Genomic DNA, 13,053 nt, shown 5'->3' with positions numbered 1-13,053 from the left:
CCTCAGGCGATACGGGCGAGCGGGGGATTCAGGGCGTCGCAGAAATCCGCAACGTTACTGACCCAGCCAAAAAAGGTTTCGATATTGAACAGGGCCGCCTTCTGGGCGAATTCCGGCCCGGCCTGATGGGTCGCGTCTTCCAGCACCACGCCAAAATACTCGAGGAAAAAGCCGTCGCGCAGGGTCGACTCCACGCAGACGTTGGTGGCAATGCCGGTGAAGACCAGGTGGCGAATGCCCCGGCTGCGCAGCAGGCTGTCGAGCGGCGTGTTGAAAAAGCCGCTGTAGCGCGGTTTGGGCAGGACGATATCACCCGCCTGTGGGACCAGCTCATCCACCAGCTGATAGTCCCAGCCGCCTTTCGCCAGCAGCTTGCCCTGCAGTTCGGGCCGTTTACGCATGGTTTTCAGGGCGTTCGACTTGTGGAAGTTGGGCGAGCCGGGGCCGCCGGCCTCGACGTACTGCTCGTCCCAGCCGTTCTGGAACCAGATGATGAGCATGCCCGCGGCGCGCGCGGCGGCGACGGCGGTTTTAATGTTCTCGATAACCGGTCTGGTCGCGGAGACGTCGAAGCCCGCCAGATCAAGATAACCACCGGGGCTGGCGTAGGCGTTTTGCATGTCCACCACGATCAGCGCGCTCTGCTGTGGCGCGAAGGTAATGGCTTCCGGGCGTGCGTTAAGGGTCGTCATTACGCCACCTCCTTCGTGACGGCAGGAACGTGGGCGCGGCACTGCATCAGCGGCTGGATGCGCTCGCCGAAGGTTTCCACGCCGGTGAGGAAGTCATCGAAGGTCAGCAGGACGCCTTCCGCGCCGGGGACGGCCGCCACTTCGTCGAGCATTCTGGCAACGCTGGCGTACGAGCCGACCAGCGTGCCCATGTTGATATTGACGGCGGAGGTCGGGTCGGCCATCTGACGAACGTTGGTATCCGCGCCGGAGCGGGTATCCTTCTGGCTCTGCTCGGTAAGCCAGCTCAGGGCCTCCTCGTCGGCGCCGTCCTTATAGCGCTCCCATTTCGCGCGCGCGGCGTCGTCGGTTTCGTCTGCTATCACCATGAACAGCACGTAGGAGCCCACGTCGCGCCCGGTTTTGTCGGCGGCCTCTTTCATGCGAGCGGCGGTCGGGGCGAAGGCGGCAGGCGTGTTAACGCCTTTACCGAAGCAGAAGTTGAAGTCGGCGTATTTGGCGGAGAATTCCATCCCCGCGTCGCTCTGTCCGGCGCAAATCACCTTCATCGGCACCGACGGCTGCGGGCTGACGCGACAGTCGTTCATGGTGAAGAAGTCACCCTTAAAATCGCTTTTGCCGGTACCCCACAGGTCGCGCAGAACCTGCACGTATTCGGTCAGGTAGTCGTAGCGACGCGAGAAGTAATCGTCACCCGGCCAGAGCCCCATCTGCTCGTACTCGGGTTTTTGCCAGCCGGTAACCAGGTTGACGCCAAAGCGTCCGCCTGAGATGGAGTCAATGGTGGAGGCCATGCGCGCGACGATGGCCGGGGGCAGGGTAAGCGTGGCGGCGGTGGCGTAGATCTGGATCCGCGAGGTGACTGCCGCCAGCCCAGCCATCAGGGTGAAGGACTCCAGGTTGTGATCCCAGAATTCGGTTTTGCCGCCAAAGCCGCGCAGCTTGATCATCGAAAGCGCAAAGTCGAAATGGTAGTGCTCCGCTTTCTGCACGATGGCTTTATTGAGCTCAAAGGTCGGCATGTATTGCGGTGCAGTGGTCGAGATAAGCCAGCCGTTGTTGCCGATGGGTACAAATACGCCAATTTTCATCACGAACCTCTCTTCATTACGTCGCAGGTGTAACGGTGTTTTTGCAAAGGCAGTGCCAGTTTTGAAAATGGCTGTGTTATTAATGTGTTAATCAGAAGTTGGTGGATTGATGCAGCTAAATGTGGACTAAATGGTCAAAAACATTGCACAGAAAACAGGCATTCATGCGCGATCGGAGTGCAGGATGTCGTGGTGAGACGGGGGTTTTGCTATGCTGAGGGCAACGCAGAATAAGGAGAGCGGGAATGACACAAGGCGCAGTGAAAACACCAGGTAAACGTTCGCAGGCGGTGAGCGCCAAGAAGCAGGCGATCCTCAGCGCGGCGCTGGAGACGTTTTCGCAGTTTGGCATTCACGGCACGCGCCTGGAGCAGGTGGCGGAGCAGTCCGGGGTATCCAAAACCAATCTGCTCTACTATTACCCATCGAAAGAGGCGCTGTATGTCGCGGTGATGCAGCAGATCCTCGATATCTGGCTGGCGCCGCTGAAAGCGTTTCGCGAGGAGCTGGCCCCGCTGGTAGCGATCAAGGAGTACATTCGCCTGAAGCTGGAGGTGTCGCGCGATTACCCGCAGGCATCACGGCTGTTTTGCCTTGAGATGCTGCAGGGGGCGCCGCTGTTGCAGGCGGAGCTGACCGGAGATTTGAAACAGCTGGTGGACGACAAGTCGGCCATTATCGCCGGATGGGTTGCCAGCGGAAAGCTGGCCCCGGTCGATCCGCATCATCTGATCTTTATGATTTGGGCCTCCACCCAGCATTACGCTGACTTTGCGGCCCAGGTCGAGGCGGTGACCGGAAAAACGCTCCAGGACGAAGCGTTTTTCCACAGCACCCTGGAAAACGTGCAGCGGATGATTATTGAAGGGATCCGCTTACGTTAGTTTGCCGGCGGGAGAGGGCAGCTTAAGTCGCCCTCTTCACACTGCATCAGCGAGGCCAGAAACGCTTCGCGCTCCACGGTTTTTTCCGCCAGGCACTGGTTAACAATCATTGGCTGAACGCTCCCGCCTTCCGTACCCGAACCGATAAACGCGCAGTCCGCATCGCGCAGGGTAATCCACGCCTGCTGCGCTTTTTTCAGCAGATCTCGCTGAGGGTCTGCCGCACGCTTAACGGCCGCCTGGTACGTCTGGTTGAGCTTTTTATCGGCAGCCTGGTACTGCTGCGCGCTACAGGTATTCAGTTCAAGCTGGGTGGTCGCTTTGTCGCACTCGTCGGCCAGCGCGCTGGCGCTCAGCAGCAGCGCTGCACTGGCGATAAGATATCGTTTCATATATTCCCCAATAAAATAAGGCTCCGTCTCCGGAGCCTTATTAGCACAGCGTTAACCTATTGTCATCAGACTGGCGTTACCGCCCGCCGCCGCGGTGTTGACGCTGAGCGAGCGCTCCACGTACAGACGCTCCAGCAGCAGGTTGGTTTCCCCGCGCGCAAAGCCCTGCACCGAAACAATCGCCCCGCTGCGGGCCGCAACCTGCTCGCACAGCTCGCGCAGCTGATCGGAATCACCGTGGTAGATCACCGCATCAAACGGCTGGGTCAGCAGCGCATCGGCTTTCGCGAAGTGAATACGGGCCGAGACCGCTTTTGGCAGCTGTTTGGCCAGGTCCCGATGCAGCGCATCGTCCGGCCACAGCACTTCACACCCGGTGGCCATCGCGGCGGCCAGCTGTACCAGCGCGTCCTGCTCGTTATCCGCCACGCACAGTACGCGTTCGCGCGGCATCAGCGTCCAGGTATTGCGCTCGCCGGTCGGCCCCGGCAGCAGACGCTGCGTACCGGCCTGTGCCAGCTCGCCGTACTGCTGCGCCACGGCACGCAGTTCAGGACGTTTTTCCGCCCAGGCGATCAGCGCCTCCAGCGGCTGGGTCAGCACGGTTTTCAGCTGCGCATCCACCGGATACTCCGCATCCTGACGCGCCAGGGTGACGCCCAGCGCGTTCTCCGGACGGTTCGCCAGCAGACGGTACAGGTAGAGCGGACCGCCCGCTTTCGGACCGGTGCCGGAAAGGCCTTCACCGCCGAACGGCTGCACGCCCACGACCGCGCCAACCATGTTGCGGTTAACGTACAGGTTGCCCACTTTGGCGCTGCCGGTCACCTGCGCAATGGTCTCGTCGATACGGGTATGCACGCCGAGCGTCAGGCCATAGCCGGAGGCGTTGATCTGCTCAACCAGCTCGTTGAGGTTGTTACGGTTGTAGCGCACCACGTGCAGCACCGGGCCGAAGACCTCTTTTTTCAGCTCGTCGAAGCTTGCCAGCTCGATAAGCGTAGGCGGCACAAAGGTGCCGGAACGCCACTCGCGGGCGTCTTCGCTGTTGTCTCGCACCGCCTGGAACACCGGACGGCCTTTCGAGCGCATGGACTGAATGTGGTTTTCAATATTGGCTTTGGCTTCCGCGTCGATCACCGGCCCGATGTCGGTGGTGAGACGGCCCGGGTTGCCCATGCGGCATTCGGCCATCGCGCCACGCAGCATCTTCAGCGTGTGGTCTGCCACGTCATCCTGCAGGCACAGCACGCGCAGGGCGGAGCAGCGCTGACCGGCGCTGTCGAAGGCGGAGGCCAGCACGTCAACCACCACCTGCTCGGTGAGGGCAGAGGAGTCGACTATCATGGCGTTCATGCCGCCGGTTTCCGCGATGAGCGGCGTAGGACGACCCTGCGCATCCAGACGGGTGGCAATATTGCGCTGCAGCAGCGAGGCCACTTCGGTCGAACCAGTAAACATCACGCCGCGCACGCGGTTATCGGAGGTCAGTTTGGCGCCCACGGTTTCACCGCGGCCCGGCAGCAGCTGGACCACGCCCGCCGGTACGCCTGCCTCCAGAAGAATGTTGATGCCCTGCGCGGCAATCAGCGGGGTCTGCTCTGCCGGTTTTGCCAGCACGCTGTTGCCTGCGGCTAGCGCGGCGGCAATCTGGCCGGTGAAGATCGCCAGCGGGAAGTTCCACGGGCTGATACAGACGACCGGACCCAGCGGACGGTGGGTTTCGTTATCGAAATCATCGCGCACCTGACCGGCATAGTAGTGCAGGAAGTCGACGGCCTCGCGTACTTCTGCGATTGCGTTGCTGAAGGTTTTACCCGCTTCGCGCACCAGAATGCCGATGAGCGACTGCATCTGATCTTCCATCAGCACCGCCGCGCGTTCCAGAATGGCGGCGCGCTCCTGCGGCGGCGTGGCGAACCAGATAGGGGCGTTATTCACCGCGCTGTCCAGCGCCTGATCCACTTCCTCTTCTGTCGCTTCACGCACATAGCCGACGATATCTTTTGGCTCTGCCGGGTTGATGACCGGCTGCATGTCGCCGTCATCAACGGGCTGCTCCAGCATCGGTTTGGCCTGCCACTTCTGCAGCGCGCTGTTGAGCAGGGCAGAGGAGAGGGACGCCAGACGGTGTTCGTTGGCGAGATCCAGACCCGCCGAGTTGACGCGACCTTTGCCGTACAGCTCGCGCGGCAGGGCAATTTTTGGATGCGGCAGACCAATCTGGCCTTCCTGCGCTGCCATCTTCTCAACGGCCTGTACCGGGTCGGCCACCAGCTCGTCCAGCGGCAGCGTGGTGTCGGCGATGCGGTTAACGAAGGAGGTGTTCGCGCCGTTTTCCAGCAGACGACGAACCAGGTACGCCAGCAGGGTTTCGTGCGTGCCCACCGGAGCATAGATACGGCACGGGCGGTTTAGCTTGCCGTCCGCCACTTTACCTGTGACCTGCTCGTAAAGCGGTTCACCCATGCCGTGCAGGCACTGGAACTCGTACTGGCCTGGATAGTAGTTTTGCCCGGCCAGACTGTAGATCGCCGCCAGGGTGTGGGCGTTATGGGTAGCGAACTGCGGATAGATCAGGTTTGGCACGCCGAGCAGCTTTTTCGCACAGGCGAGGTAAGAGACGTCGGTGTAAACCTTGCGGGTATAGACCGGGTAGCCTTCCAGACCTTCCATCTGGGCGCGTTTGATTTCGCTGTCCCAGTAGGCGCCTTTCACCAGACGGATCATCAGGCGACGGCGGCTGCGGGTGGCAAGGTCAATCAGGTAATCAATGACGAACGGGCAGCGCTTCTGGTAGGCCTGGATAACGAAGCCAATCCCGTTCCAGCCTGCCAGCTCCGGCTCGAAGCACAGTTTTTCCAGCAGATCGAGGGAGATCTCCAGACGGTCGGCCTCTTCGGCGTCGATGTTAATGCCGATGTCATACTGGCGCGCCAGCAGGGTCAGTGACTTCAGGCGCGGATAGAGCTCTTCCATCACCCGGTCATACTGCGCGCGGCTGTAGCGCGGGTGCAGGGCGGAGAGCTTTATCGAGATGCCCGGGCCTTCATAAATACCGCGACCGTTGGACGCTTTACCGATGGCGTGGATCGCCTGCTGGTAAGAAACCATGTAGGCCTGCGCGTCGGCGGCGGTCAGGGCCGCTTCACCGAGCATGTCGTACGAATAGCGGAAACCTTTGTCTTCCAGCTTGCGGGCGTTCGCCAGCGCTTCGGCAATAGTTTCCCCGGTCACAAACTGTTCGCCCATCAGACGCATCGCCATGTCTACGCCTTTGCGGATCAGCGGCTCGCCGCTCTTGCCGATGATGCGGTTCAGGGAGCGTGACAGGTTGGCTTCGTTATGGGTCGAAACCAGTTTGCCGGTAAACAGCAGGCCCCAGGTTGCCGCGTTAACGAACAGCGACGGGCTGCGGCCAATGTGCGAATGCCAGTTGCCGTTGCTGATCTTGTCGCGGATCAGCGCGTCGCGGGTGGCTTTATCCGGAATACGCAGCAGCGCTTCCGCCAGGCACATCAGCGCCACGCCTTCCTGAGAGGAGAGGGAGAACTCCTGCAGCAAACCCTGAACCATTCCGGCGCGGCCGGTGGCGGTTTTCTGGTTACGCAGCTTGTCGGCTAACTGATACGCCAGGCTGTGCGCCTGTGCGGCAACGGCGTCAGGCAGGCGAGCCTGCTCCAGCAGCATCGGCACGGCGTCGGTTTCGGCGCGGCGGTAAGCGCCGGTAATGGCGGCGCGGCTGACGGACTGCGGCAGGATCTGCTCGGCAAACTCAAGGAACGGCTGATGGCTTTCGTCGCCAGCGGCCGGCGCCTCTTCGCTTTCATTGGCGGCACCGGCGAGCAGGGCAGGCAGCTCCGGCAGGCCCTCATCGCTCTCGAGTCTTTCGAGATAGTTAAAAATCGCCTGCTTAATTAACCAGTGCGGCGTGCGGTCAATGCGGGTTGCTGCGGTCTTAATCCGTTCGCGGGTCGCGTCATCCAGCTTAACCCCCATGGTGGTCATACCCATGCCAAAGCTCCTGTTGTTCTGTAATAGCATTCTGTAGATAGCGTGAAATATCCCCCATGTTGCAACTTTGTGCAACCGTGTTAAATGTGACCTGGTTTGCAACCCAGAAAATGAATGGATTGTTAACGAATGGTTAGCTGGAAAAACGTGCTGGCTTTGACGCGGAAAGCCTGGTTTTATGCGGAAGTTAACACTTTTAAAAGGTGCAACCCGTAAAAGCGTGAGCGAGTGCAACCTATAGGAAACTCGTATCAAACCGGGGATGAAATTGATGTAAATGCAGTGTTAAATCGTTTGTCAGCGGAGGGCGCATACGGCAGGATAGCGCGCCCAACCGAAACACAAGATACCGTCACCTCGTTCCGGTGATCATATAACAAGGCAACCCGGACGGTTGTCGCTCGACACTTTTGGAGAATTTGAATGGCTATTAGCACACCGATGCTGGTGACATTTCTCGTTTATATTTTTGGCATGATCCTGATAGGGTTTTTGGCGTGGCGTTCTACAAAGAACTTTGACGACTATATTCTGGGCGGACGCAGTTTAGGCCCGATGGTGACCGCACTCTCCGCGGGCGCATCCGACATGAGCGGCTGGCTGCTGATGGGTCTGCCGGGTGCGATTTTTATCTCTGGTATTTCGGAAAGCTGGATTGCCATCGGTCTGACCGTGGGCGCGTGGATCAACTGGAAGCTGGTGGCAGGCCGTTTGCGCGTGCACACCGAGGCCAACAACAACGCCCTGACGCTGCCGGATTACTTCACCGGACGTTTTGAAGATAACAGCCGCATCCTGCGTATTATCTCTGCGGTGGTTATCCTGCTGTTCTTCACCATCTACTGCGCCTCCGGCATCGTGGCCGGCGCGCGCCTGTTCGAAAGCACCTTCGGCATGAGCTACGAAACCGCTCTGTGGGCCGGTGCCGCTGCGACCATTCTCTATACCTTCGTGGGCGGGTTCCTGGCGGTAAGCTGGACCGACACAGTGCAGGCGAGCCTGATGATCTTCGCCCTGATCCTGACCCCGGTGATTGTGATTTTCACCGTTGGCGGCTTTGGCGAATCGCTGGAAGTGATCAAGCAGAAGAGCATTGAAAACGTCGACATGCTGAAAGGGCTGAACTTCGTGGCCATCGTCTCCCTGATGGGCTGGGGTCTGGGCTACTTCGGTCAGCCGCACATTCTGGCGCGCTTTATGGCGGCGGATTCTCACCACACCATCGTACATGCCCGTCGCATCAGTATGACGTGGATGATCCTGTGTCTGGCGGGTGCGTGCGCTGTTGGCTTCTTCGGTATCGCCTACTTCAGCAACAACCCGGCGCAGGCGGGTGCGGTGAACCAGAACGCCGAACGCGTGTTTATCGAGCTGGCGCAGATTCTGTTTAACCCGTGGATTGCCGGTATTCTGCTCTCCGCGATCCTGGCGGCGGTGATGTCCACCCTGAGCTGCCAGCTGCTGGTTTGCTCCAGTGCGATCACCGAAGACCTCTATAAGGCCTTCCTGCGTAAAAACGCAAGCCAGAAAGAGCTGGTGTGGGTCGGGCGCTTCATGGTGCTGGCGGTTGCGCTGGTGGCGATTGCGCTGGCGGCTAACCCGGAGAACCGCGTGCTGGGTCTTGTTAGCTACGCGTGGGCGGGCTTCGGTGCGGCATTTGGTCCGGTCGTCCTGTTCTCCGTCATGTGGTCCCGTATGACCCGTAACGGCGCGCTGGCGGGGATGATTATCGGTGCGGTGACCGTTATCGTCTGGAAACAGTTCGCCTGGCTGGGCCTGTACGAAATCATTCCTGGCTTCATCTTCGGCAGCATCGGTATCGTGGTGTTTAGCCTGCTGGGTAAAGCGCCGTCTGCCTCCATGCAGAAACGCTTTGCGGAAGCCGACGCGCATTACCACACTGCGCCGCCGTCTAAGCTTCAGGCAGAATAATTTTTCTCGCTGCACAATACAGGCCGGGTGAGCGCAAGCACCACCCGGCTTTTTTCTTGCCAAAATCCGTAATTTCCTGTGATATCCATGTGCTTATAACAATGAGGATAGCGAAGCATGACAATCAAAACAGGGTTAATGGCGGCGGCATTATTGATGCTGGCGGGCTGCAACGCGCCATCGCAGCATGCTGCGGTGGAGACCTGCAAAGCGGATAACCAGATGCAGCAAACCACGCTCTATTTCGGCTTAAACCGTCCTGCCGGGGCGCAGATTACCAGCAACGAGTGGCAGCAGTTTGTTGACCAGGACGTGACGCCACGCTTTCGCGACGGCTTAACGGTGTTTGACGCGCGCGGGCAATGGCTGGGGAACGACGGGAAAGTGGCGCGCGAACCGAGCAAGGCGCTGATGCTGATCCATGGAAAAGATGCGCAGAGCGAGAAGAACATCGAAGCGTTGCGCGGGATTTATAAGTCACGCTTCGCGCAGGAGTCGGTGATGCGTGTCGACCAGCCGGTGTGCGTGCAGTTTTAATGAAAACGGCGGGAATTCCCGCCGTTGTTGTTTTGTAGGCCGGGATCGCTGCGCGTCACCCGGCATTGCATCAGAGCACCAACCCCGCAAAGCTCGCCGACAGTAAACTTACCAGCGTTGCTCCATAAACCAGACGCAGACCGAAACGCGACACCACGTTCCCCTGCTGCTCGTTAAGACCCTTAATCGCTCCGGCCACAATGCCGATGGATGCGAAGTTCGCGAACGACACCAGGAAGACGGATAAAATCCCCAGCCCGCGCGGGGACATTTGATGAGCGATTTTTTGCAGCTCAATCATCGCCACAAATTCATTCGCCACCAGCTTGGTCGCCATAATACTGCCCGCGTTCAGGGCGTCACCCAGCGGAATACCCACCAGCCACGCCAGGGGATAAAATACATAGCCCAGGATCTGCTGGAAACTCATGCCAAATACGCTGGAGAAGAGGGCGTTAACGGCGCTAATAAGCGCGATAAAGCCAATCAGCATGGCCAGAATAATCATCGCCACTTTAAAACCGGCCAGAATATACTCGCCGAGCATTTCGAAGAAGCTCTGCGATTCATGCAGTTTTTCCAGCTTGATATCTGGCTCCGCTTCCGGGCGTGCCGGGTTGATGACCGAAAGAATAATAAAGGTGCTAAACATGTTCAGAATCAGCGCCGCGACGACAAATTTAGCGTCGAGCATGGTCATATACGCGCCGACAATCGACAGGGAGACCGTCGACATCGCCGTGGCTGCCATGGTGAAGAGACGACGGGAAGAGAGATCCCCCAGCACGCCCTTGTAGGCAATGAAGTTTTCCGACTGGCCGAGAATCAGCGAGCTAACCGCGTTAAAGGATTCCAGCTTACCCATGCCGTTCAGTTTCGACAGCAGAGTACCGATCACCCGAATAAAAATCGGCAGGATCCGCCAGTGCTGAAGAATACCAATCAGCGCGGAAATAAAAATAATTGGGCAAAGCACGCCGAGGAAAATGAACGCCAGCCCTTTTTCACCCATACCGCCAAAGACGAAATTGGTGCCTTCGCCAGCAAATTTGAGCAGTGACTCAAAAAATCCCGAGACGTATTTAATCAGGAATAACCCGCTTTCGGCGTGCAGGAAAAAGAACGCCAGGGCAATTTCAATGACAATCAGCTGTAAAACAAAACGAATGCGAATTTTTCGGCGGTCGAAACTTACCAGCCAGGCAAGCGCGAGAATAATCACCAGCGCCAGCAGGAAATGGACAATTTTAAACATAATTTATTTTCACCAGGTGTTTGAGGCGGATATTTAGCCACAGCCCTGAATCAGCGTAAATGAGCATTTTCGTTATAACTTATAAACTTAACGATAACGTATGTAACTATTATCAGGCTGGGCGTTTACAACTCGTTATCAAAACACCGCACATTTCGCTTGTTTTTCTTTTCGTCGTAATGATAATCACTATCACAAGAATTTACCTTTCTTTGCATCAGTTGACCGCGATAAACATTTAAGGTGTCGGCATGTTTGTTCCATTTCTCATTATGTTACGTGAAGGGCTCGAAGCCGCCCTTATCGTGAGCCTCATCGCCAGTTATCTGAAGCGAACCCAGCGCGGACGCTGGATTGGCGTCATGTGGGTCGGGGTATTCCTTGCCGCGGCGCTCTGCCTGGGCTTAGGTGTCCTCATCAACGAAACCACCGGCGAGTTCCCGCAGAAAGAGCAGGAGCTGTTCGAAGGGAGCGTCGCCGTGATTGCGGTGGTGATCCTCACCTGGATGGTGTTCTGGATGCGTAAGGTCTCCCGTAACGTGAAGGTGCAGCTGGAGCAGGCGGTGGATAACGCGCTGCAAAAGGGGAATAACCACGGCTGGGCGCTCATTATGATGGTCTTTTTCGCCGTCGCGCGCGAAGGGCTGGAGTCTGTTTTCTTCCTGCTGGCGGCGTTTCAGCAGGATGTGGGGATCTGGCCGCCGCTGGGGGCCATGCTGGGCCTCGCCACGGCCGTGGTGCTCGGTTTCCTGCTGTACTGGGGCGGTATCCGCCTGAACCTGGGCGCTTTCTTCAAGTGGACCAGCCTGTTTATTCTGCTGGTGGCGGCAGGGCTGGCGGCAGGGGCGATTCGCGCCTTCCATGAAGCGGGCCTGTGGAACCACTTCCAGGACGTCGCGTTCGACCTTAGCAACGTGCTCTCCACGCACTCTCTGACCGGCACTCTGCTTGAAGGTATCTTCGGCTATCAGGAAACGCCGAGCGTCAGCGAAGTGGCGATTTACTTTATCTATCTGGTTCCGGCGCTGGTGCTGTTCGCAATGCCGCCGCGTACCGGCACGCAGGCGTCTCGCGTTACGCCATAATAGTTGATTTAGTTACAACATACTTTTTAAAGGGAAGAGTCATGGCAATTCAGTTCCGTCGTAGTGCGTTATGCGCAGGCATTGCCGCGCTGTTCGCTTCTGCATTCTCCGCCTGGGGCGCGGATGTTCCTCAGGTTAAAGTCACCGTTAATGATAAGCAGTGTGAGCCGATGACCCTCACGGTGAACAGCGGCAAAACCCAGTTTATTATTCAGAACCACAGCCAGAAGGCGCTGGAATGGGAGATCCTGAAAGGGGTTCTGGTGGTGGAGGAGCGCGAAAATATCGCTCCTGGCTTCAGCCAGAAGATGACCGCCAACCTGCAGCCGGGCGAATATGAGATGACCTGCGGCCTGCTGACCAACCCTAAAGGGAAGCTTATTGTCAAAGGCGAAGCGACGGCCGATGCGGCGAAAGGCGCTGCGGTGCTGAGCCTGGGCGATGCGATTACCGCGTATAAAGCGTACGTCACGAAAGAGACGGCGGATCTGGCAGCGGCAACCAAAGCCTTTACCGATGCGGTGAAGGCCGGTGACATCGAAAAAGCGAAATCCCTCTATGCGCCAACACGTCAGCACTACGAGCGTATCGAGCCGATCGCCGAGCTGTTCTCTGACCTTGATGGCAGCATTGATGCCCGCGAAGATGATTTCGAGCAGAAGGCCGCCGATCCGAAATTCACCGGTTTCCACCGTCTGGAGAAAGCCCTGTTTGGCGACAACTCCACCAAAGGGATGGAGAAATACGCTGAGCAGCTGAACGGCGACGTGCTGGAGCTGCAAAAGCGCATAAGCGAGCTGGCCTTCCCGCCGTCAAAAGTGGTGGGCGGCGCGGCCGGCCTGATTGAAGAAGTAGCCGCGAGCAAAATCAGCGGCGAAGAAGATCGCTACAGCCATACCGATCTGTGGGACTTCCAGGCCAACGTCGACGGCGCGCAGAAAATCGTTAACCTGCTGCGTCCTCAGCTGCAGAAAGAGAACGGCGAGCTGCTGGGCAAGGTGGATGCCAACTTCAAAAAAGTCGACACCATCCTGGCGAAGTACCGCACCAAAGACGGGTTTGAGACCTACGACAAGCTGACCGACGCCGACCGTAACGCGCTGAAAGGCCCGATTACCGCCCTGGCGGAAGATCTCTCCCTGCTGCGTGGCGTACTGGGTCTGGACTAAGC

The 13,053-nt window shown here is 58.3% G+C and carries 10 protein-coding genes; 5 read left to right on the top strand and 5 right to left on the bottom strand.

The genetic code is table 11. The annotated features are described in order from the left end of the window. Positions 1 to 2 precede the first annotated feature (2 nt). Positions 3 to 692: a pyrimidine utilization protein B gene (gene rutB, locus AC4IBF_RS13920; protein ID WP_491462918.1), complete on the bottom strand. Its 690-nt coding sequence runs from the start codon at positions 690 to 692 to the stop codon at positions 3 to 5. Further along, on the bottom strand, positions 692 to 1,783 hold the full coding sequence (gene rutA, locus AC4IBF_RS13915) for a pyrimidine utilization protein A (protein ID WP_111964494.1): 1,092 nt from the start codon (positions 1,781 to 1,783) through the stop codon (positions 692 to 694). The genes rutB and rutA overlap by 1 nt, the downstream gene beginning before the upstream one ends. A 245-nt stretch (positions 1,784 to 2,028) precedes the next feature. On the opposite strand from rutA, the gene rutR reads away from it, so the two are divergent. Beyond that, a complete protein-coding gene (gene rutR, locus AC4IBF_RS13910; protein ID WP_008499819.1) occupies positions 2,029 to 2,667 on the top strand; it encodes an HTH-type transcriptional regulator RutR in 639 nt (212 codons plus the stop codon). Here the strand turns inward: rutR and AC4IBF_RS13905 are convergent. Beyond that, positions 2,664 to 3,059 (bottom strand): lysozyme inhibitor LprI family protein, encoded by a 396-nt coding sequence (locus AC4IBF_RS13905; RefSeq protein WP_133294146.1) that lies wholly within the window; start codon positions 3,057 to 3,059, stop codon positions 2,664 to 2,666. The two genes, rutR and AC4IBF_RS13905, sit on opposite strands and share 4 nt — an antisense overlap. A 51-nt stretch (positions 3,060 to 3,110) precedes the next feature. Then, positions 3,111 to 7,073, bottom strand: coding sequence for a trifunctional transcriptional regulator/proline dehydrogenase/L-glutamate gamma-semialdehyde dehydrogenase (gene putA, locus AC4IBF_RS13900; RefSeq protein ID WP_491462917.1), 3,963 nt, complete (start codon positions 7,071 to 7,073; stop codon positions 3,111 to 3,113). A 423-nt stretch (positions 7,074 to 7,496) separates the two neighbouring features. Between putA and putP the strand changes: the two genes are divergently transcribed. Both putP and AC4IBF_RS13890 read left to right on the top strand, forming a co-directional pair. After that, positions 7,497 to 9,005 carry a sodium/proline symporter PutP gene (gene putP, locus AC4IBF_RS13895; RefSeq protein WP_111964491.1) on the top strand — a complete coding sequence of 503 codons (1,509 nt, stop codon included), beginning with the start codon at positions 7,497 to 7,499 and terminating at the stop codon, positions 9,003 to 9,005. 117 nt (positions 9,006 to 9,122) lie between these two features. After that, positions 9,123 to 9,542 carry a DUF3574 domain-containing protein gene (locus AC4IBF_RS13890; RefSeq protein WP_032648964.1) on the top strand — a complete coding sequence of 140 codons (420 nt, stop codon included), beginning with the start codon at positions 9,123 to 9,125 and terminating at the stop codon, positions 9,540 to 9,542. A 70-nt stretch (positions 9,543 to 9,612) separates the two neighbouring features. Here the strand turns inward: AC4IBF_RS13890 and AC4IBF_RS13885 are convergent, their stop codons facing one another. Continuing rightward, on the bottom strand, positions 9,613 to 10,797 hold the full coding sequence (locus tag AC4IBF_RS13885) for a NupC/NupG family nucleoside CNT transporter (protein ID WP_127730349.1): 1,185 nt from the start codon (positions 10,795 to 10,797) through the stop codon (positions 9,613 to 9,615). Positions 10,798 to 11,048: 251 nt separating this feature from the next. Between AC4IBF_RS13885 and efeU the strand changes: the two genes are divergently transcribed. Beyond that, entirely contained in the window at positions 11,049 to 11,882 is an 834-nt protein-coding gene (gene efeU / locus AC4IBF_RS13880; RefSeq protein ID WP_491462916.1) for an iron uptake transporter permease EfeU, read from the top strand. Between the two features lie 41 nt (positions 11,883 to 11,923). After that, on the top strand, positions 11,924 to 13,051 hold the full coding sequence (gene efeO / locus AC4IBF_RS13875; protein ID WP_111964488.1) for an iron uptake system protein EfeO: 1,128 nt from the start codon (positions 11,924 to 11,926) through the stop codon (positions 13,049 to 13,051). Positions 13,052 to 13,053 lie beyond the last annotated feature (2 nt).

This window comes from Enterobacter sp. Taxon_8 (genome assembly GCF_058354585.1).
Note: the sequence above shows the minus strand (reverse complement) of the source record. Positions and strands in the feature narration are given on the sequence as shown.